19 protein-coding genes are annotated in these 20,027 nt (G+C 58.6%); 4 read left to right on the forward strand and 15 right to left on the reverse strand.

Features of this window, described 5'->3' with window-relative positions; translation table 11 throughout:
* Window positions 1-737: IS110 family RNA-guided transposase (locus ABXR19_RS00005; protein WP_354599019.1), on the reverse strand; the 737-nt coding region annotated here is incomplete at its 3' end.
* Window positions 738-810: 73 nt separating this feature from the next.
* Here ABXR19_RS00005 and ABXR19_RS00010 point away from each other — a divergent pair.
* Entirely contained in the window at window positions 811-1,416 is a 606-nt protein-coding gene (locus tag ABXR19_RS00010; protein WP_354599020.1) for a hypothetical protein, read from the forward strand.
* 283 nt (window positions 1,417-1,699) lie between these two features.
* Here the strand turns inward: ABXR19_RS00010 and ABXR19_RS00015 are convergent, their stop codons facing one another.
* On the reverse strand, window positions 1,700-2,149 hold the full coding sequence (locus ABXR19_RS00015) for a hypothetical protein (protein ID WP_354599021.1): 450 nt from the start codon (window positions 2,147-2,149) through the stop codon (window positions 1,700-1,702).
* 259 nt (window positions 2,150-2,408) lie between these two features.
* Between ABXR19_RS00015 and ABXR19_RS00020 the strand changes: the two genes are divergently transcribed.
* Window positions 2,409-3,176 carry a ParA family protein gene (locus ABXR19_RS00020; protein ID WP_354599022.1) on the forward strand — a complete coding sequence of 256 codons (768 nt, stop codon included), beginning with the start codon at window positions 2,409-2,411 and terminating at the stop codon, window positions 3,174-3,176.
* 152 nt (window positions 3,177-3,328) lie between these two features.
* On the opposite strand, the gene hemG is transcribed toward ABXR19_RS00020, so the two are convergent.
* From hemG to tssA, 13 genes are all read right to left on the reverse strand, one after another.
* Entirely contained in the window at window positions 3,329-3,865 is a 537-nt protein-coding gene (hemG, locus tag ABXR19_RS00025; protein ID WP_354599023.1) for a menaquinone-dependent protoporphyrinogen IX dehydrogenase, read from the reverse strand.
* Window positions 3,866-4,156: 291 nt separating this feature from the next.
* The gene (locus ABXR19_RS00030; RefSeq protein WP_354599024.1) at window positions 4,157-4,561 is read right to left on the reverse strand and encodes a hypothetical protein; all 405 of its coding nucleotides are present in this window, start codon (window positions 4,559-4,561) and stop codon (window positions 4,157-4,159) included.
* Window positions 4,562-5,233: 672 nt separating this feature from the next.
* Complete coding sequence (locus tag ABXR19_RS00035; RefSeq protein WP_354599025.1) at window positions 5,234-5,665, reverse strand: hypothetical protein; 432 nt, start codon at window positions 5,663-5,665, stop codon at window positions 5,234-5,236.
* Between the two features lie 30 nt (window positions 5,666-5,695).
* On the reverse strand, window positions 5,696-8,413 hold the full coding sequence (gene tssH / locus ABXR19_RS00040; RefSeq protein WP_354599026.1) for a type VI secretion system ATPase TssH: 2,718 nt from the start codon (window positions 8,411-8,413) through the stop codon (window positions 5,696-5,698).
* Between the two features lie 46 nt (window positions 8,414-8,459).
* On the reverse strand, window positions 8,460-9,488 hold the full coding sequence (gene tssG / locus ABXR19_RS00045; protein ID WP_354599027.1) for a type VI secretion system baseplate subunit TssG: 1,029 nt from the start codon (window positions 9,486-9,488) through the stop codon (window positions 8,460-8,462).
* Window positions 9,489-9,648: 160 nt separating this feature from the next.
* Window positions 9,649-11,538 (reverse strand): type VI secretion system baseplate subunit TssF, encoded by a 1,890-nt coding sequence (gene tssF, locus ABXR19_RS00050; RefSeq protein WP_354599028.1) that lies wholly within the window; start codon window positions 11,536-11,538, stop codon window positions 9,649-9,651.
* Entirely contained in the window at window positions 11,538-12,047 is a 510-nt protein-coding gene (gene tssE / locus ABXR19_RS00055) for a type VI secretion system baseplate subunit TssE (RefSeq protein WP_354599029.1), read from the reverse strand. Before tssE ends, tssF begins: the two co-directional genes overlap by 1 nt.
* Window positions 12,028-12,885, reverse strand: a complete 858-nt coding sequence (locus tag ABXR19_RS00060) for a type VI secretion system accessory protein TagJ (protein WP_354599030.1) — start codon at window positions 12,883-12,885, stop codon at window positions 12,028-12,030. Before ABXR19_RS00060 ends, tssE begins: the two co-directional genes overlap by 20 nt.
* A gap of 159 nt (window positions 12,886-13,044) precedes the next feature.
* Window positions 13,045-13,563, reverse strand: coding sequence for an Hcp family type VI secretion system effector (locus ABXR19_RS00065; protein WP_354599031.1), 519 nt, complete (start codon window positions 13,561-13,563; stop codon window positions 13,045-13,047).
* 109 nt (window positions 13,564-13,672) lie between these two features.
* The gene (locus tag ABXR19_RS00070; protein ID WP_354599032.1) at window positions 13,673-14,158 is read right to left on the reverse strand and encodes an Hcp family type VI secretion system effector; all 486 of its coding nucleotides are present in this window, start codon (window positions 14,156-14,158) and stop codon (window positions 13,673-13,675) included.
* Window positions 14,159-14,236: 78 nt separating this feature from the next.
* Window positions 14,237-15,727 carry a type VI secretion system contractile sheath large subunit gene (tssC, locus tag ABXR19_RS00075; RefSeq protein WP_354599033.1) on the reverse strand — a complete coding sequence of 497 codons (1,491 nt, stop codon included), beginning with the start codon at window positions 15,725-15,727 and terminating at the stop codon, window positions 14,237-14,239.
* Between the two features lie 61 nt (window positions 15,728-15,788).
* Complete coding sequence (gene tssB, locus ABXR19_RS00080) at window positions 15,789-16,289, reverse strand: type VI secretion system contractile sheath small subunit (RefSeq protein WP_354599034.1); 501 nt, start codon at window positions 16,287-16,289, stop codon at window positions 15,789-15,791.
* A 76-nt stretch (window positions 16,290-16,365) separates the two neighbouring features.
* Window positions 16,366-17,397 (reverse strand): type VI secretion system protein TssA, encoded by a 1,032-nt coding sequence (gene tssA, locus ABXR19_RS00085; RefSeq protein ID WP_354599035.1) that lies wholly within the window; start codon window positions 17,395-17,397, stop codon window positions 16,366-16,368.
* Between the two features lie 397 nt (window positions 17,398-17,794).
* On the opposite strand from tssA, the gene tssJ reads away from it, so the two are divergent.
* Complete coding sequence (gene tssJ, locus ABXR19_RS00090; protein ID WP_354599036.1) at window positions 17,795-18,445, forward strand: type VI secretion system lipoprotein TssJ; 651 nt, start codon at window positions 17,795-17,797, stop codon at window positions 18,443-18,445.
* Window positions 18,446-18,475: 30 nt separating this feature from the next.
* Window positions 18,476-19,810: a type VI secretion system baseplate subunit TssK gene (gene tssK / locus ABXR19_RS00095; RefSeq protein WP_354599037.1), complete on the forward strand. Its 1,335-nt coding sequence runs from the start codon at window positions 18,476-18,478 to the stop codon at window positions 19,808-19,810.
* Window positions 19,811-20,027 lie beyond the last annotated feature (217 nt).

Consider the following 20,027-nt stretch of genomic DNA (forward strand, 5'->3'; position numbering starts at 1 on the left):
GACGCGAACTTGCGCGCGCTGTCGAAACTCTCACACCGCCCAAAGCTGGCAACGATCGCCGTGGCGCTGAGCAGACCGACACCCGGGATGCTCTCGATGAGCCTGCTGGCCGCATTGCTCTTGTGCAACACCTTGATCTTCACTTCCAGCACGCTGATCCGTTCTTCGAGCAGACGCAGCCCACTCAACAACTGTTCGATCACCTCTTTGAGCACCGCCAGTTCAGGTCCGGCTTTGCTTTGCCATAGCGCCACCTCCTGTTTGAGCCGCTTGCCCCCCAACGGCATGACCTCACCAAACTCACCCAACAAGCCGCGAATCTGATTACCCAGGGCCACGCGCTGCTTCATCCACAACTCGCGCACCCGGTGTAGCGCCTGCATCTGCTGACCTTCAATTCCACGAATCGCCACCGAAGGCACCGACTGCCGATTCGCGGCTTCGGCAATCGCTGCCGCATCACGTGCATCGGTCTTGTTGCCTTGCACGAACGGCTTCACATGCTGCGGTGCCATCATCTTCACCTGATGACCAAGGCTGGAGATTCGGCGCGCCCACTCGTGAGCGCCTCCGCATGCTTCCATCCCCACCAGCACCGGTGGCAACTTGGCGAAATGCTCCACGACATCTGATCGATTCAGTTTCTTGCCGTACAACTTGCGACCTTGGCTATTGATGCCATGCACCTGAAACACAGTCTTTGCCAGATCCAGCCCGACTACCTTAAGCTCTTCCATGACGCCCCTCCGCTCAGTGGTTTTTCGACAACTCCACTTTGGCACTTCGATGCCGTTGCAGGTAGGGGCGTCCATGTCATTACCCTACGTTACTGATAAGATCCCATCTTCGCTCAAGCCCTTCAAACCTCTTGCAAAAATGTACAAACGCATATTTCTGTTCGCCCTGATTGGCACCCTCGCTCTTGCAGGCTGCGCAACCCGGGGGAAACACCCTCTCGGAAACACGTCAGGCAGCTACAGCGGCGAGGTCAAACGTCTGCTGGTCGTACAACCCCAGGACCGATCTGTTAATCTGAACGTTGTTCAGCACTCACTCACCAGACAACTTAGCAAGAAACTGGATGACACGCCGATCGCGTATGAAGAAATCCTGCTGTATAGCTCCACAGATAATTATGAACGGGGCTTTCTTCAGCAAAAAATTCAGGCCTTCAAACCCACACATCTCGCTTATGTCCTGATCCCCAAAGTAACGCTGCGCGGGAACATCCCATCGAGTGCGAACATCGAGGTGCGGATTTCCAGCGCCACCGAGATGTTCCCCAGTACGCTAACCTATCGTTTCAACAACATCTCAATCAGCGATTACGGTTTTGGCATTGCCGCCGAGGAAATCACCGACCTGCTGCGCCCGAAGGTGATTCCCGTCCCGCCATTTGCGCTCCCAAACCCATGAATGGTGCTTGCTGGTTGATGACTCTGGGCGCCCCGTTCACGATCACCAGCTAAGAGGATTCCCGGGAAACACGTAAGGTGGGTGAAAGGGTGGGCTCGGCGAGCCCACGCGTTGTGTCAATGGCATCGGATCATACGCCGCGTGGGCACACCGTGCCCACCCTACAGATGGCCGCTACAGACCTCCAACAAGCACCCCGAAAAAGTCCGCCCAGCGCGGCTCACCAGCCACCCCGCCTTTCCCAGTCCCCAGTCCCCAGTTCCGAGTCCCCAGTCCCCGGCAGCTACCTACTGAACACGTACTTCAGCTGCAGCACCACGGCGCCATCGATGTAAGGCTTGATGCTCGGGATGATGAAGCTCTGCAAGGCCAAATGTTCGCCGCGCCATTCCAGGGTCGGCATCAGGGTGCCGATAATGGGTGAGTGGTGGTAGCCGCTCATCAAACCACCGGTGAAGCCGGCGCGCACACCGCCGCCCAGCGTTACCGGATACCAATTGACCAGGCCATAAAAGCTTGCGCGACGAATGCTGTTTTTATACACGCCGGCCGACCAGGAAAGCTCGTCGTCCCAGTCCTTTTCGTAGCCCAGGCCGTAGTTGAATTCGTTGTGCCCCAGATCGCGTTCGAAGTGCAGCGAGCCGCCACCCACGGTGATCAATTCCGCTGCGCCGGCTTGCCCGGCCATGCACAGGCCGGCCAGTGCGGCGGCCATCAGGATGCGTGTGTTCATGTCGTCCCCTCTGAAGATCGCCCGATTCTAGCTCTTGGCACTGCCCAGTCGTGCAGAGCTGCCCGCTTTTACCTTTTATGACAGCTTTTTTGGCACAATGTGCACTGCAGCAATTGCACTTACACTTGGGATTGAGCCCGCAAATAGTGGCGCGTACAGGTGTGGGGCGACTTCAGTCGGCCAGCCGGGCGTGCCGTGCGACTGAGATCGCACCCAGGGTTCAAACTTGAATCGTGCCGAATCACCAGGGAGACGGAACATGAAACGCGTGGTATTCAACCAGAAGGGTGGCGTCGGCAAGTCCACCATCACTTGCAACCTGGCCGCGATTTCTGCTGCGCAAGGTTTACGCACGCTGGTCATCGATCTGGATCCACAGGGCAATTCCACGCACTACCTGTTGGGTGAGGCGGCCGATGGCATCTCGCCCAGTCTGGCCGATCTGTTCGAGCAGACCCTCACGATCCGCTTCGAGAACCGTGCCACCCTTGACTATGCGCTGCCAACACCGTTCGAGAATCTGAGCATCATGGCCTCTTCGCCACGTCTGGAAGAGCTGATGAGCAAGCTCGAATCACGACACAAGATCTACAAGCTGCGCGATGCGCTGGCTGAACTGGCGGATGATTTCGACCGCATCTACATCGATACGCCGCCCGCCCTGAACTTCTTCACGCTGTCGGCGCTGATCGCGGCCAATGGCTGCCTGATCCCGTTTGACTGCGATGATTTCTCGCGCCGCGCACTGTATTCGCTGCTGGAGAGCGTCGAGGAAATCCGTGCCGATCACAATCGAGATTTGCGTATCGACGGTATCGTGGTCAACCAGTTCCAGCCGCGCGCCAGCCTGCCGCAGCGCCTCGTGCAGGAGTTGATCGACGAAGGCCTGCCGATCCTGCCGACCTATCTGTCATCCTCGGTCAAGATCCGCGAAAGCCACCAGCAGGCGCGCCCGATGATCCATCTGGATGCGCGCCACAAACTGACGCTGGAATACGTGGCGCTGCACGATCATTTGATGAGCTGAACGGCCGACGTAGCATATCAACAAAGGGTGGCTGAAGAGCCGCTCAGGCCGGGCCTCGTCAGGCAGGCATGTTGAAGATTGTTGCGGTGTGCGGCTTGCCAACCATACATCCTGAAGACTCTTTACCGATGCGGCTCTTCAGGCCATGCCTCTCAGGCTTTTGACGCCACAAGAATCTGTGCGCCGAACGCCTCGACCTGCGTCCAATCCGTAAACTCGAAAGCCTGACGCAGATCTGTCGGGCCCTTGGTAATCCACATGATCAGACGAATCATGTGGCGATCAAGGAGGCCACAGCGCGGATAGTCGATCCGCCCCGCAAACACGGCCAGCAAAGACGGTCGCCAACCGATCTGACGCAGAAGTTTGCGCAGATAGGGATTGGTATCCGGCGTGTTTTTGGCGGGTTTGCGCGCCACGACATTCACCGAAAAGAAACCATTCGGCTTGCTCTGCAGCAAGGCCTGATGCCGCCGCATGAATTCCGCGACACAAGGGCGATGATGTCCGTAACGGATGCTCGCGCCGACAATCACCGCGTCTGCCGCGCGCAAAGTCTCTTCACCACAAGTGGTAATTTCCAGCACCGAGGCACTCGCACCGGCAGTCTCGATGCACGCCTGCAAACGCTGACAAATCGTGAGTGTGTGGCCATCCACGCTGGAATACAGAATCAGGACATTTGGCATACGCAGGCGGCCGAAGAAATGGAGTACACAAATCTTCGCACAAGACAAAGGGCAAGCCGAAGTTCGCTACGCCAGACGAGTTCCAGCAGCGGTCAAGCACTGCCCGCTCAGCCGCCTCTGACGGACCTCTACGGCCGCTGCTTGGGTGGCGCGCGGTGGGCTGGGTCACTTGCAATGGTCGGGCGGTGGATGAAACGCTTCGCACAACAGAACAAGCGAGATCGCCTGCGACCCTGGGCGCAATCTGAAGCGCGTCCGCCCGGCAAGTACCGGCGCAGCACAATCAGGAGGCTAGCGAGTCATCGCAGCCGGGCTGAAACAAAAGCAGCGCTGATGTTCGCCTTGCAAAGTCATCAGCACAGACATCAGGCGCGGAGAGAAACCGGCACGCGCCACGTATTGGTGGCCCTTGTCCATCGCGCGTTCATCAAAGAGCAAGGAGGCCAGATATTCCTCGCAATTGGGCGTTCCCCAGGTCAGTGAGATTCGTTCCGCGATATGCGGATAGGACTCGCGCAACTCGGCCAGCATGCTTGCCCGCTCGGCATCGCCATCAGCGGTGAGCACGGCTTCACTGATATAGGACGTCTCCTTCCGACCATCTGGATAGGCAATGCTGGCGGTCAGTGTTTCCATCGGATGGCCAGGGTGGGTTTCTTCCCGCGCACGGAATAATTTACGTAAGAGACTGAGCATGATCCACCCGTGGATATGATTTTTATGAAAAACAGTAACAGGCAGGAAAAGCAGCCTGAAGCACTTCAGGTGATCCTAACGAAAAATCTCCCGCCATGTGACAGCTTTCGGCGCTGAACTGTGCGGTATTCCACTGTACCGGGCGGATTTCCGGCGAAGCCTGGGCCGATACATCAAGCCAGAGCCTTCGACGCACGGCCGGCGAAATCGTCTATGCCGCATCGGACTGGATCGGCTGAAATCCAGAAAATAGACCCGCCCGTCAAGCCTCGCGGGATGGCCATCTGCAGCAAGGCCCACTGGAGAGGCGCGTCAGCCTTGGCTCTCCAGCCATGCCTCTGCAGAAGCGCAAAGTTCTCATCAGCCGATGCCGGCACGGCGCAGAACACAGGAGCGAACCCCGGCACCTCTGCTCGCGCTTTCTCCATCGCTGCCTCGACACCCGCCGACTCTGCCAGCCTGCTGCATCGGATGACAGATCGGCGATGAGCAGATCCTGCTTGTCAGCGTCGCTGATCAGCATCGTAAGTGCTGTCGGACGCCTTCACCAGTCAGAATTCATTGCCCCGACACGCCGCAAACCATCCCGCGAAGCTGTGCTGAAAATGTCATGAACATCTCTCAGAACACAGCTTGCGCCCGAATGACTGAACTGCGGCTAGCCAGCCCCGATCAAGCCCGCGTCCAGGACTTGTTGGTGCCATCAAACCACGTCATCGAGTACTTCTTGTTGCCGGCACCGCTACCGCCGGCATGGCTGCCCAGCCCCCAGACCGTCATCGCGTTGCCGCTCCACGAATACCAGACGGTCACGTTGTTGGCCTTCTGGGTGTCGTGCAGACAGCTGACGCCATGCACAATTTCCTCGCCACCCGTCTTCGGACCGCTGCCGCGCAAGGCCTCGATACGCTGCTGATAGGGGTCGGAGGGGGTGCTGGATGCCGCCAGAGCGGCAAAACCAACATTCGCAGCAAGCGCCCCTTGGGCGCGCCCGAGCACCACGGTGTAGACCGGGGCATCGGCCTTGGCCGCTTTCGGCATGTGCGCGGTACACAGGCCGTCCTTGAACGCTTTCTTGTTGCAACCATCGATGCTGCAGGTCATTGTCTATCTCCCGGTGATCTGGCCGACGGCTCAGAAGGTGTAACGGAACGCGTTGTCATCGACACTGACATTGACCTGTTCAATCGCAGCGCCCTCCATCATCCGGGTCAAGAACTCACGGCTGATATCCGGCAGCATGGTATTGGTCAAAATTGCATCAATCATCCGCCCGCCCGATTCGCTCTCGGTGCAACGTGAAACGACCAGCTTGACGACCGCTTCGCTGTAGTTGAACGGAATCTTGTACCGCGCTTCGACGCGCTTCTTGATGCGGTTGAGTTGCAGCACCACTATCTTGCCAAGCATTTCATCCGACAAGGGGTAATAGGGAATCGCCACCAGGCGGCCCAGCAGTGCGGGCGGAAAAATCTTCAGCAGCGGCTCGCGCAGCGCCTTGGCCATGCCTTCGGGATCCGGCATCAGGTCCGGGTCCTTGCACAGACCTGAAATCAACTCGGTGCCGGCATTGGTCGTCAGCAGGATCAGGGTGTTCTTGAAGTCGATGAAACGACCTTCGCCATCTTCCATGAAGCCCTTGTCGAAGACCTGGAAGAACATCTCATGCACGTCCGGGTGGGCCTTTTCGACTTCATCCAGCAAGACAACGGAATACGGCTTGCGGCGCACGGCTTCGGTCAGCACGCCGCCTTCGCCATAACCGACGTATCCGGGCGGAGCACCCTTCAACGTGGAGACGGTGTGCGCTTCCTGATACTCGCTCATGTTGACGGTGATGAGATTCTGCTCACCGCCGTAGAGTGCTTCAGCCAGAGCCAGCGCGGTCTCGGTTTTGCCCACGCCGGAGGTGCCCGCCAGCATGAAAACGCCGATCGGTTTGTTCGGATTGTCCAGCCCGGCGCGGCTGGTCTGGATGCGCTTGGCGATCATCTCCATGGCGTGATCCTGACCAATTACTCGCTGCGCCAGACTATCCGCAATCTTCAGGATGGTTTCCATCTCATTGCGCGCCATGCGGCCGACCGGAATACCGGTCCAGTCACCCACGACGGCTGCGACGGCCTGATAGTCGACAGTCGGCAGGATCAACGGAGTTTCACCTTGCAGGCTTGTGAGCTTGTCCTGCACGGCCTTGAGCTGAACGAGCAACTCGACACGCTCGCCTTCGCGCTCGGCATCACTGGGGCCTTCTGCCTTGGCTTCGTCTTCAGCGGCGGCTTCCAGCTTGCTGCCCGTGCCTTCAACCGGCTGGATGCCCGCGCGCAGCTTGGCACGCAAGGCCAGCAGCTCGTCGACCAGTGTCTTTTCCTCCACCCAACGCGCATCCAGCGCAGCCAGACGTACGCGTTCGCTTGCAAGCAGTTCATTCGCCTCGACTTCGCGCTTGCCGATATCGATGCCAATGGCTTTCTCGCGGGCAATGATGCCCAACTCGGTTTCCAGTGCTTCGATGCGCTTGCGGCAGTCATCCACCTCGGCCGGCGTGGCATGCAAACTCACGGCCACGCGGGCGCAGGCCGTGTCGAGCAAGCTCACACTCTTGTCAGGCAGCTGGCGCGCGGGAATGTAACGGTGACTCAGCTTGACGGCAGCTTCGAGGGCTTCGTCGAGAATCTGTACCTGGTGATGTTTTTCCATGGTGCTGGCCACGCCGCGCATCATCAGAATGGCCTTGGGCTCGTCGGGCTCATCAACTTGCACGGTCTGGAAACGACGGGTCAGCGCCGGATCTTTCTCGATATGCTTTTTGTATTCTGCAAAGGTCGTCGCGCCAATCGTGCGCAATGTGCCGCGCGCCAAAGCGGGCTTCAGCAAGTTCGCCGCATCGCCAGTACCGGCGGCGCCACCGGCACCGACCAGGGTATGCGTTTCATCGATGAACAGGATGATGGGCTTGGGACTGGCTTGTACTTCGTCAATCACTGAACGCAGGCGCTGTTCGAACTCACCCTTCATCGACGCACCGGCCTGCAACAGGCCTACGTCGAGCGAGCGCAATTCCACTTCTTTCAGGCTCGGCGGCACATCGCCGCGCGCGATGCGTTGGGCAAAGCCCTCGACCACGGCGGTCTTGCCGACACCGGCTTCACCGACAAGGATCGGATTGTTCTGGCGACGACGCATCAGAATGTCGACGACCTGGCGGATTTCATCATCACGCCCAACGATCGGGTCCATCTTGCCGCTGCGCGCCTGCTCGGTCAGATCCACCGTAAATTTCTTCAGCGCCTCCTGCTTGCCCATCTGCGCCGGCGCCATCGCCCCGCTCGCTTCACCCGGAGCGGCTTCGCCGAGCGTTGCCGTCAGCGCATCTTCAGGCGAGCCCGCCACGATTTTCTCCAGCGCGTCAGACAGGTCATCCGCCTTGACGCGTTCGAACTGGCGCGAAATCGCATACAGCGCGTTGCGCAAATAGGCCGTCTTTACCATCCCCAGCAACAGGTAACCGCTGCGCACACCGCCATCCTTGTACATCAGCGAGCCATACACCCAGCCACGCTCGATGGCGTTCGAGATGTTCTCGGCAATATCCGAAATCGCCGTCGCGCCACGCGGCAAACGATCCAGCGCAGCGGTCAGGTCGCGGGCCAGCACGGCTTCGTCCAGCCCGTAATGGCGGATGATGCGGTGCCAGTCCGAATCCTGCAGCTGCAGCATCTGGGCGATCCAGTGTTCGAGTTCCACGTAAGGATTGCCACGCAACTTGCAGAATACCGTCGCGCCTTCGACCGCCTTGTAGGCCACGCTGTTGAGCTTGCCGAACAATGCCACCCGACTGATTTCACTCATGCTTGAGACTCCCTGTTGAATTCACTGTTGATTGCGCTTTACCCGGTCAATGCCGGCTAACTGAATTTCGCCCTGCCATGACTCTTTCCGCATCCAGAATCAGATCCGCCGCATCGCCAGCGCCCTGACGCTGCCCCAGCCAACCGCTCCAGCCCAGCTGACCGGACTGCCCCAGCTTCATCGGCGCGACCTCGTCCTGCTGCAGAATCAACTGCACATCCCAGAACAGTTCCCCGCCGGTATAGAAACGCACCCAATCAACAAGTTTGGGCAGGGCCGAACCGCTGGGCAGGAAATCGGCGTACTGAGTCGCCGAGAGCGGACCGATGCGGATGCGGAATTTGCTCTGACGATCCCATACGCGGCTGCCAAGGACAGCATTGCTGCCCAACTGACTGCTGCCCAGACGCGACTGATCCGCCTGCTCGATGGGCATCCAGTGCCCAACAAACTGTTCGATCTCGACCGGAAATTTAAAAAACCCGGTGAGCACGCTGGCCAGGCCCTCACCATTGCGCACCTGACGACCGAGCGCGCCGACATGAAAACGCTTGGCGTTGTCCGGCACGGCATCGCGGCTCTGCAGCGTGGGCTGACCGATACCACACAGCGCGCCGACATAACCGGCAAAACGGTCTTCGTTCGGCCGATCCAGACTGACTGTCGGCTGAGCCTGAGCCCAGGCGCGATAAAACAGCGCCATATAGCGATGATGCAAAATATCCAGAAAGCGCGTAAAGGTTGCATCCCCGGAATGCAGCAGACGCTGACGCGCGTGTTCAGTGAAGTGCAGCGGCAACGGGCCATTAGGGCCAAGCAAGCCAAAGAAACGCACTTCAAGACGTGGCGGATGATCTTCGCGATCCTGCTTGAAGCCCGACAGACTGGCCGGCGCGAAGGACATCGACGGCTCTTGCGCCAGACGGATCGGCTCGTCGGCCGGACGCTGCGCCATACCCCAGCGTGGCTTGTCCGCATGCAGGCATTCCAGACGACGCATGGTCTGATAGAAGTCATGCGCAAAGGGCTGGGCTTCGAGCCGCGTGTAGAAGGCTTGCTGGGTGAGCTGGGTCATGCTGCCGCCTTCTGGCGCGCAAGTCGCAAGTCGCGGGGCATGATTCGTAGCGTCTGAATTACAACGACAAGCCGGGGCTTTGCCAACGCAACCACAAAGCAAGGCGCCCACTGCGACTTGCGACTTGCGACTTGCGACTGACGACTTGCGACAAACCCCATCACAATATCGGCCGCAATCCGCATTGCGGTGCCCAGCGCATGATCTGCCCGCGTGCCTGTGAGCGCAGCACGGTCTGGGTGAAACTGTTCATAGAAGCGTGGCGTGCAAAAAATTGGCTCAGCACTTGGCCGAAGAGAAAAGCACCGCCACCTTCGAAGGCCATCTCGTCAACTTCCAGCGTAATCTCCAGGCCGCGTCCGAAGCAGATCGGCCCCGGCATGGGCAGGCGGCGCACGACCGGGGCTACGGCCGCCGATTTGAGGCCCTCGACCTGCCGTTTGAGGCCGACATCGCCAGTACTGGCATACAGCTCCAGCATCTGGCGCAAGGCTGCGGCGCCTTCCTGCGGATCGCTATCAAGCAATGACAGGTAATTCAAAGACAACTGACTGATCAGGCGCCAGGCCACCGAGCCTTCGGCGAGCATCGAATAAGGGCGCGATGGGCCTTTGATGCAGCGCACCGACTCGACCGGCGCAGCCACATCCAGCGTGAAGTCGCTCTTGCCCGCGCCCAGTGGCATCAGGATCGGCAGATCGCGATTGGTGCACAGAGCCTGCAAGGAGAGCTGACGCAGATCGGCGTTGTAGGGTGCTTCGCGCGGATCGACCAGCGACAGGAAAACTTCGCTGCCGATATAGCCAGTGCGGTTGCCCACACGTTTCTGCTTCTCAGACGGCAGGCGCGGCTCGCGACGGGCCATGAAATAGGCCTGATCGCCGGGGCGGTCAGAATGGTAGTCAGCGTAAAACGGCAGAAAGGATTGCTCAGCGCGTGAGCCGCCGGTATGCCCGGTGACTTCGGTGAGTTCGTAGATCTCGTAGTCAATCGGATGGGTGCGATCCGGCACAGCGTGAAATTCGTGACTCGCATCATTGACGTGAATCCGATCCAGACGTTTGGAAAACAGGTTGATCGCCGGCGTACAGTGCAACAGAAGGTTGCTGGCATCGACCACGCTTTCGAGCATCGCTTCGCCCTGCCCGAAAAGCAGCACAATCTCCAGCTCGCTGCTTGCCTGCTGCGAAACGATGCGCTGCAAGCCATCAATATCGAAGAACATGAAGCGCTCAGGAAAAGAAAAATACTCCTGCATCAAACGATAGCCCGCGAAACCGCGCCGCTTGCTCGGCAACAAAGCCTGCTCGTCCGAGAAGCCCGTCAGGCGGACGTTTGTAGCGGGCAAAAATTCATGCCAGCTGGGCGCGGCCGTCTTCGATGCGTCACCCATCGGCAAGACCAGCGCGCCGAGCAAGGAAGACCCGATCAACTCGTAGAGCTTGAAAGCAATATCGTGCGCACCGGCCAGGTGCAGTTGCAAATTATCCAGACTGAGTTGCTTGAATTGCGCACCGCCCGTACACCGCAGACGCAAACGCAGCCCGCCCTTTACCTTGCTCGGCAGATTCAGGCGCGACAAAGGCAGATCTGGCGCAACAGAGAAGTAACGTGCTTGGGCGATCTCCAGCGGCCACAAGCGGATTTCGTGCGCCGTGCGGAATTCGCAGGGCACCGCATCACCACGCGTCTGCGCATTACGGAACGGCGTACCACGCGGCACGACAGCCCCCTTTGCCAGATTGCTGTCTCCCGGCACCGGATTGAACTGCGCAATCAGCATCGCCGGAGTGGGCGCGAGATAATGCGGATACACCATTTCCAAAAGGCGTTGAGTGAAACGCGGGAACTCCGCATCCAGACGCAGTTGAATCCGCGCGGAAAGGAAGCTTGCCCCCTCCAGCAAGCGTTCGACATAAGGATCGGCGACCTCGATGCCATCCATACCCAAACGCGCAGCGATCTTCGGAAACTGGCGCGCGAATTCGCCCCCCATCTCGTGCAGATGCTGAAGTTCCTGGTTGTAATAGCGAAGCAGTCGCGGATCCATCAATACCCACCCAATTCCTTGACCTCTATCTGGCCAGTTTCCAGATCCACATCGGTACGCAGCAGCAGGTCCAGCGGCACAGGCTGCGCCCACACGCTGGCTTCGATACGCAGGCTGATGACGTTGTGCCAATCCATCTGGTTGCCTTCCTGACTGGCCAACACACGTAGCGAACCAGGCACGATGCGCGGCTCGAACTGCATCAGCGCCTCTCGCACGGCACGTTCGAGATCGGCACTATCCAGCGAGGAGGCCGTTTCGCCGGCGAACGAAGGCATGCCGTAATTGAGGACCGAGCGTTCGACCTCGGGATAATCCGCCAGGCCATCGCTGGCGGGTGGACGCGCCGCATTCAGCAGAAAACCCAAGTCACGCAACACCGCGTCGCGAAACTGCGCCTTGCTCAGGCTGCGTTTTTCCTTGGGCTCGGGCTTCTGATTCGACGGATCGTCATCCTGCAGGCGATCCAGTAGGGCCGGCTGCAGGCGCTCAAGCGTTTGCAGATCCATCTACCGCTCCCTGCTCTTCGTCAGCGGACTCATCTTCTGCCGGATTGAACAGAATCTGACGTACATCCATCAGAGCGAACTCTCCAGCATCGCAGGTCAGCAAACGTTGGCCCAAACCGTGAAACACGCCGGGCGAAGCCTCTACCCAGTCGGTCTTGCGGGCCATGCGGATCAAGCCGTCTTCACTCAATTCGGAACCCGGATAGCGCGTAGGAATCACCCCGATGGCCTCGCCACCGTTAGTGAACTGGAAGTGCGCGGGCAGCCACACCAGATCGCGCAGATCGGCGGGAGCCTCGATATCGACACGCATCAGATTGCAGAAGGGCAACCAGTAGTAACGTCCGTTGATCACGGCCTCGCATACCGGACCCAGACGCATGTCAGCGTCGGCGATCCAATTGAACGACTGGCCATCAATGCTGCCCGAAGTCGTCGGAGCGAGATCAAAAGCCTGATCGTGCAAGCTGGCCGCAGCAACGGCGTCGCCACGCCCGGCAACCAGGACAGACTCGATCAATAACGCCAGCCACTGCTCGGGCTGACCAAAAATAAGCGGCGACTTGCGCCCGGCAAATACCTCGGCGCGCAACAGCTCGCAATTGAGCGCCTCGCGGTACATCTGTGCCATCGCCAGCGTACTGGCATCCAATTCGGTAGCCACGTTCAGCTGGGTTAGCGCACGTTCCCAACTACCCAGCACGGACAGCAACTGAAACAGGAATACACGCAATTTTGCATCGGACGGGTTTGCCCGCACCTGTGCCTGAAGTTGGGCCAGCGCAGCTTCGGGATCACCCGCGCGCAGGCTGATTTCAGCTTCCGAGGGACTTGTCATGCATGTTCTCCGTTTCTTCGGTAATCCAGACTGAGCCCCTGAAGACCCCCATTCAGCCTTGATCTCCAGACACTCTGACTGCTCAAATCCGCCCAGCGCGGGTCTTCAGGCATGCAACCTGCAAAACTACCACGCAGAACATCCTACGAGCAGACCTCTTTATTGCTCAAGCTCGGTGGTAAAGCTTGACGTACCTCCGCCACTACCTTGCGCCTGCTGCGGACGGTATTCCACGGTAATCTTCTGAAAGCTGATGCGTATGCGTTCAGCGATCTGCTCCTCCGCCCCTCCGGCTCCGGTCAGAAGGTCGACAGAGCGTACGCGGGCCTTTTCAAGAATGATCTTCAGATATTCAACAGGGCTGGCCCCACCCGCCTTACGCACGGACAACGTGGCCGTTTTCAACACTTCGTTGCTGCGCAGGGCGGACATCAAACCTGTCGTGGCGGCATCAACTGGCTTGACGATTTCCAGTTCGCGCACACTAACTTGATTGGCGCCCGCCGAGCGGCCGCCTGCGGAAACCGTCGCACTGGCGTTCCCCTCCATCCCCCAGGACCAGCCAATCAGTTCGATTTCATCGAGGTGCGCAGGATCGCGTGACTCACCCTTGAAGACGCCACTGCGGGCACCCTCTATCTTGATGAACATGTCGCCACGGCCATTTAATCCCGCCATGATTTTCTTCCTTCCTGCAAACGTGCAAATAGCGCCCGCAACGGACGCTATTTGCAAGGACAAGCAAACTCATGCGGAAAAACAAATTTTCCGCGAAACGTCACAAGGATCAACCCTTTGCCACGTTCTCTGGAATATTCCATGCCGCAGTGCTAGGCGCCTCACCCGAGCCGTCCTTCTTCTGCTCGCAGTATTCCACCTTGAACTCAGCGAAGTTCAAGGAAACGTTCTCAGTCAAGCGGTCTTCGCCACCGCTACCGCCAGTACTCAGGGAGCTCACCATCACTTGCTTCATCGTGATTTTGATGTACTCCAAGGGGCTTGTGCCGGCCTTACGCACAACCAGTACGGCTTCGTCGATGTGTGCGCCTTTACACGTATTCAGAATCAACGGAGTCGTTGATTTATCAACATATTTCGTAATGCTGATGTCCTGAACATTAACCTTTCCCGCACCGGCGCCGCCGCCCATGTGCGAGGTGCCGGACTGGGACAAGCCCCAGCTCCAAGCCAGAACATCAATCTCGCCTTTATGTTTGGCATCCTGCGATTCACCTTTGATACCTGTCAGCTTCAAGAACATATCTACAGCCATGTTTCCTTCTCCTTGTCAGAAAAGCCAGCCCGACACGGGCCGGCATTGGGGCGGGTTCGTTACAGCAAAAATTCCAGATCAGGCGGCTTTAGCAGAAGGCATCTTCGATACCAGACGCAGGGAAACGGTCAGGCCTTCGAGTTGATAGTGCGGACGCAGGAAAAACTTGGACGTGTAGTAGCCTGGATTACCCTCAACCTCCTCCACGACAACCTCGGCCGCAGACAGCGGACGACGGGCCTTCGTCTCTTCAGATGAATGAGCCGGATCACCATCCACGTAATTCATGATCCAGTCCTGTAACCAGCGCTGCATGTCTTCGCGCTCTTTGAAGGAGCCGACCTTGTCACGCACGATGCACTTCAAATAATGGGCGAAGCGGCAGCAGGCAAAAAGATAGGGCAGACGTGCGGCCAGATTGGCGTTCGCGGACGCATCCGGATCGTCGTACTCAGCCGGCTTTTGCAGCGACTGAGCACCGATAAAGGCTGCGAAGTCGGAATTCTTCTTGTGAATCAGGGGCATGAAACCGCTCTTGGCCAGCTCGGCTTCGCGACGATCGCTGATCGCGATCTCGGTCGGACACTTCATATCCACACCGCCATCATCGGTCGGGAAGCTATGCACAGGCAGATTTTCGACCGCACCGCCGGATTCGATCCCGCGGATGCGCGAGCACCAGCCGAACTCCTTGAAGGAGCGGTTGATATTCACAGCCATCGCGTAAGCAGCATTAGCCCAAGTGTATTTACTGTGATCGGCCGCACCGGTATCTTCTTCGAAATCAAACTCTTCAACCGGATTGGTCTTGGCGCCATAGGGCACGCGCGCCAGGAAACGCGGCATGGCCAGACCCAGATAGCGTGCATCGTCGGACGAGCGCAGTGAGCGCCAGGCGGCATATTCAGGCGTCGAAAAGATCTTGGTCAGATCGCGCGGATTAGCCAGTTCCTGCCAGGAATCCATTTGCAAAGTCGTGGGCGAAGCGCCGGCCAGGAAGGGTGCGTGCGCTGCGGCAGAAACCTTGGCCATTTCGCTCAGAAGCTCCACGTCCTGCGGGCTGTGGTCAAAGTGATAATCGCCGACCATGCAACCGAAAGGCTCGCCACCAAACTGGCCGTATTCTTCTTCGTACACCCGCTTGAAAATCGGACTCTGATCCCAGGCCGTACCCTTGTAACGCTTGAGCGTCTTGCCCAGATCCGCCTTGGAGATATTCATCACACGGATCTTGAGTTGCTCGTCAGTCTCGGTGTTATTTACCAGATAGTGCAAACCACGCCAGGCGCCTTCCAGCTTCTGAAAATCGTCGTGGTGCATGATCTGATTGATCTGCTCGGACAGTTTCAGATCCAGCTCGGCGATGATCGCTTCGATGCTTTTCACCACATCGGAACCAATCAGCTGAGTCTGCGACAAGGCCTGCTGAGCCAATGTACGCACGGCACGCTCGACTTCGCTGCGCGCCTCATCAGTCTTGGGTTTGAACTCGCGTTGCAGCAACGACTCCAGTTCGCTGCCTTCCAGTACGGCGCCGGCTACGGCACTGCTTTGTTGCAATTCAGCCATGCTGAACTCCTTCGATTCGGGTGTATTCGGAATGACTCAAAAAAAACGGCTCGAAACCTGATTACTCGCCTTCAACCTTGGGGGCTGCGGCCAGAGTGTTCAGCAAAGCAGGGTCATTGAGCACTTTGGCGATCAGCTCTTCAGCGCCCGTCTTGCCATCCATGTAGGTCACAAGATTGGCCAACTGCTGGCGTGCGGTAAGCAGCTTGTTGAGCGAATCCACCTTGCGCGCCACGGCGGCCGGCGAAAAATCATCCATGCTGTCGAACGTCAATTCAACATTCAGATTACCTTCACCCGTCAACGTATTGGGCACCTGAAAGGCCACCCGCGGCTTCATTGACTTCATGCGGCTATCGAAATTGTCGACATCCACCTCCAGGAATTTGCGATCCGCAACCGGCGCCAGAGGCTCGACCGGCTTGCCCGACAGATCGGACAACACACCCATCACGAAAGGCAGCTGCACCTTTTTCTCGGCACCATACAACTCGGTGTCATACTCAATCTGAACCCGGGGGGCGCGATTGCGCGCAATGAATTTCTGACTGCTGGTCGCCATGCTGACTCTCCGTCCTGAATCGTTTATTGGAACTACTATTGCGATCTACTTACAACCGGCCTGTACAGGCTGATATTTACTCACCCAACTGTTCACCAACTGAGCGCTGCGCTTGATCAAGACCATCCGAAGCCAACTCTTGGATTGCCTCAAGAAAGGTCATATCCATCACCCGTTGCGCGCGCCGAATCAGCAGTTGCGCAGGGTTCGTCGGCTCGTGGCGCTCAAGATACTGAACCAGTCGCCCCAGCGTTGTCACCACGTCCTGACGGGAAGCGATCTCGCCAGGCCGCGCCATCGCCACGCCTGACACAGACACAGCCCCCTCTTCCGCAACCACGTCCGCTGTAGCTTCCGCACCCGCAGGCAAAGCCCTCTGCACAACGAGCAACATGTCGCGCAACGGCTTGAAATCAATCGCAGCAGCAGATCCAACCTTATCCTGCAAAAGCGCAGAGAGCGCCCCGACCTGCGCCACGCAGCCGCGAATGCGCTCGCCTAATTCAGCATCCTGTGCCAGCGCCTCGGTAAACATACCAATAACCTGCGCCTCGCTGAACGCCTGCTCACCCGCACGCGATGCCAGACGACCTTGCGAAACCTCGATATCGCGCACGGTCAAGATGCCAGACTGACGTGACTTCACAACCCATGCCGCGCGCAAGTCATCCAGCACAGCGTCCACAGCCACCAAGGGAGCCAGCGCGTTGACGCGCATTGTTGGATCATTGTCATCATCCGGATCCAGTTGTGGATGTACATGATCCCAATGGACATCAAGCAGACCGTGAATCAACGCCAATGCTGGGGGCAGCCCCGCAAAACCCTCGGTGCGCAGCAATGCACGGGCGTAGTACGTAGCGACACGCAGGTCGCGCGTACGCAGAAAGAGCGACTCGGACAGCTTGCGCACCTCGACCCAGCTGGCACCCTGCCCCTCGATTTTCAGACGCGACCCGGTATCCGTGTTCGAAAATTCCTGCTCAGGCTGAGTCCGCGCAGCCTCTTCGAGTTGCAAGAACTCGGCGTCGTATTCCAGATTCGGACCACAAGGAGCCTCATCACCCAAGGATCCAAGCAAAGCATTCACATCCACATCCAGCGCCATTCAGTCCCCCGACTCAAAAAGCTCCAGCCACACCGCAATAGCCACGCACAAAGCATGGCAATACAAAACCACTACCCGCTCGTCCTGAAATTGGCACAAGCGCCGCAGGACTCACTAATATAGACAATAATTGACATAGATCATATAGCCCAAAGAGCCAAACGCATGCAGATTTTCAGACGGAATGCGGGCTCCACAATACAAAGGGTGTCGTAGCCCAAAAATCGTTACGATTTGCTGCGAGTACACGTCCGCGAAATGCAACCTCAAGCAAGAACCGGAATACTTCGATACATGTGGAATTCGGGCAGTGCGCGAACATCGTTCACGCTCTCGCAGTAAGATTACAGGTTGATTCCCGGCGTGCCGCGTTGATCGCCCTTTATGCAGAAGGAGAATGGCTGAAATGTGTTTCACCGCCTCGTCCAAACAAGCCATCCTGTTGCTGGCTTTGCCGCTCATGCTGGGTGCTTGTTCGTTTTTCGCAAAAGCTCCGCCCAAACCGCCTGAGCCCACTATCGCCCGCATCATGGTGGCGGCCGACAACAAGCTCAATCTCGATTCACGCAACCGTGCCACTCCTGTTGTTGTGCGCGTTTACATCCTGAAGAACCTTGCCGCTTTCAGCGCCGCAGACTTCTTCTCGCTCTACGAAAAAGATCAGCAAACGCTGGGAGACGCGGTGGTCTGGCGCGAAGAAATGACGCTCAAACCTGGCGAAATTCTCCGCCTTGATCCACGTGATGCCGGCGAAGGAAAGTTCGTCGCCGTACTGGCAGCTTTCCGCAATATTGACCGCGCAGCCTGGCGCAGTAGCGTGCAATTGTTGCCAAACAAAACCAACAACATATATGTCATCGCCAAAGAAGACGGCATCACTGCCGCTCAAGGCATCGACTCCTCGCTGCTCAAGCCGGGGGAACTACCGAATCCAAGCCAGCTCAAGGCGCCGGAGATGCCGCAGCTGAAGGTGCCGGAAGCGCCAAGCATGCCGACCACGCCGTCAGCACCGTCCACGCCGACGATTCCCAAATTCCGGCCATTCTGAATTGCAATGAAATCTTGAACGGAAACCCCTATGTCATGGTTCAGTAAAGTCGTCTGGTCCGAAGGCCTGTTTCTGCGGCCGCAGCATTTTCAACAGCAGGATCGGCATGCCGAATGGCAGCTTGAAGCCCGCACCCGCAGTCTCGCACCCCATCAATATGGCTTCAGCACGCTGGAACTCGATGAAACCGCGCTGATGATCGGCAAGATCGCCATCAAGGGCGCAGCGGGCATCCTGCCCGATGGCACACCCTTCGAATTCCCCGCCGCGCATGGCGCGCCGGCCGCCTTCGATTTTCCGGCCGATTCACGCGATGCGCTGGTCTGTCTGTCCCTGCCACTACGCCGACCGTTTGCCACCGAAGTCAACGACGCCAGCGGCACTGATCCGCTCGCCCGCTATGCCATCGGCGAAGACAATCTGCCCGACGCCACCTGCCAGAGTGCCGCCAGCGAAGCCCTGCAGACCGGCCAGCCACGTCTTGTGCTGGAACTGGAATCGAAACTCTCGGATGCCTACGTCAAGATCGGCGTGATCCGCATCACCGAACGCAAACCCGATAATTCCCTCCTCGTCGACCGCGGCTACATCCCGCCGACCCTGGCCTGCGCTGCCGACAAACAGCTCACCACCGTTTTGCGCGAAATCCTCGGCCTGCTGCGCCAGCGCGGCGAGGCCCTGGCCGGGCGCATGACCCAGGCCGGACATGGCGGCGTCTCCGAAATCGCCGACTTCCTGTTCCTGCTCACGGTCAATCGCCAGCAGCCCGTCTTCGAACATCTGTCCGGCCTCAACCCGCTGCACCCCGAACGCCTCTATGCCCAGATGCTCACGCTGATGGGCGAGCTAGCCACTCTGGTCGGCGACAAACGCCGGCCGGCCGAACTACCGCCCTATCAGCACGACAACCTGCAACTGAGCTTCGACGCGCTGATGCGCGAAATCCGTCGCGGCCTTTCCGCCATCCTCGAACAGAATGCCGTGCAGATCGAACTCGTCGACCATCAGCAAGGTCGCTATGTCGGCAACATCGCCGATCGCGGCCTGCTGCGTCAGGCCGGCTTCGTCCTTGCCGTCAATGCGCAGATGCCCAGCGAGGCGGTACGCAGCCGCTTCCCGACCCAGGCCAAGCTCGGCCCGGTCGAAAAGATCCGCGAACTCGTCAATCTGCAGCTACCCGGCATCGCCCTGCGCCCGCTGCCCGTCGCCCCCCGTCAGATTCCCTTCCACGCCGGCTTCAGCTATTTCGAACTGGAAACCACGGGCGATCTGTGGAAGCAGCTCGATGCCTCGGGCGGTCTGGGCATGTATGTCTCGGGCGATTTCCCGGGGCTGGAAGTATCGCTGTGGGCGATCAAGGCTTAAGAACACCAGCCTGAAGAGCCGCACTGGACGGACATCTACAAGCAGGCATCAACAAGACCCACGCCCATCCTGATTGACAGGACAGGCAGCCTGAAGAAGTCCGCCCGGTGAGGCTCTGCAGGCAGGCAAGAATTGGAAATACCGCACAATTCGCGGCCACAGTAACGCAGCAGCACACAACAATGACCGGCATGCCGCGAGGCGAGCCACTCACCTT

The organism is Uliginosibacterium flavum (genome assembly GCF_040566545.1).
GTDB lineage: Bacteria > Pseudomonadota > Gammaproteobacteria > Burkholderiales > Rhodocyclaceae > Uliginosibacterium > Uliginosibacterium flavum.

Coding starts and splice junctions, on each gene's coding strand:
- ABXR19_RS00060 (WP_354599030.1), bottom strand. CDS start 12,885: ATGACAAGTCCCTCGGAAGCTGAAATCAGCCTGCGCGCGGGTGATCCC.
- ABXR19_RS00035 (WP_354599025.1), bottom strand. CDS start 5,665: ATGACCTGCAGCATCGATGGTTGCAACAAGAAAGCGTTCAAGGACGGC.
- ABXR19_RS00030 (WP_354599024.1), bottom strand. CDS start 4,561: ATGCTCAGTCTCTTACGTAAATTATTCCGTGCGCGGGAAGAAACCCAC.
- hemG (WP_354599023.1), bottom strand. CDS start 3,865: ATGCCAAATGTCCTGATTCTGTATTCCAGCGTGGATGGCCACACACTC.
- ABXR19_RS00065 (WP_354599031.1), bottom strand. CDS start 13,563: ATGGCGGGATTAAATGGCCGTGGCGACATGTTCATCAAGATAGAGGGT.
- tssG (WP_354599027.1), bottom strand. CDS start 9,488: ATGACCCAGCTCACCCAGCAAGCCTTCTACACGCGGCTCGAAGCCCAG.
- ABXR19_RS00070 (WP_354599032.1), bottom strand. CDS start 14,158: ATGGCTGTAGATATGTTCTTGAAGCTGACAGGTATCAAAGGTGAATCG.
- tssF (WP_354599028.1), bottom strand. CDS start 11,538: ATGGATCCGCGACTGCTTCGCTATTACAACCAGGAACTTCAGCATCTG.
- ABXR19_RS00020 (WP_354599022.1), top strand. CDS start 2,409: ATGAAACGCGTGGTATTCAACCAGAAGGGTGGCGTCGGCAAGTCCACC.
- ABXR19_RS00010 (WP_354599020.1), top strand. CDS start 811: ATGTCATTACCCTACGTTACTGATAAGATCCCATCTTCGCTCAAGCCC.
- ABXR19_RS00015 (WP_354599021.1), bottom strand. CDS start 2,149: ATGAACACACGCATCCTGATGGCCGCCGCACTGGCCGGCCTGTGCATG.
- tssC (WP_354599033.1), bottom strand. CDS start 15,727: ATGGCTGAATTGCAACAAAGCAGTGCCGTAGCCGGCGCCGTACTGGAA.
- tssA (WP_354599035.1), bottom strand. CDS start 17,397: ATGGCGCTGGATGTGGATGTGAATGCTTTGCTTGGATCCTTGGGTGAT.
- tssB (WP_354599034.1), bottom strand. CDS start 16,289: ATGGCGACCAGCAGTCAGAAATTCATTGCGCGCAATCGCGCCCCCCGG.
- tssH (WP_354599026.1), bottom strand. CDS start 8,413: ATGAGTGAAATCAGTCGGGTGGCATTGTTCGGCAAGCTCAACAGCGTG.
- tssK (WP_354599037.1), top strand. CDS start 18,476: ATGTCATGGTTCAGTAAAGTCGTCTGGTCCGAAGGCCTGTTTCTGCGG.
- tssJ (WP_354599036.1), top strand. CDS start 17,795: ATGGCTGAAATGTGTTTCACCGCCTCGTCCAAACAAGCCATCCTGTTG.
- tssE (WP_354599029.1), bottom strand. CDS start 12,047: ATGGATCTGCAAACGCTTGAGCGCCTGCAGCCGGCCCTACTGGATCGC.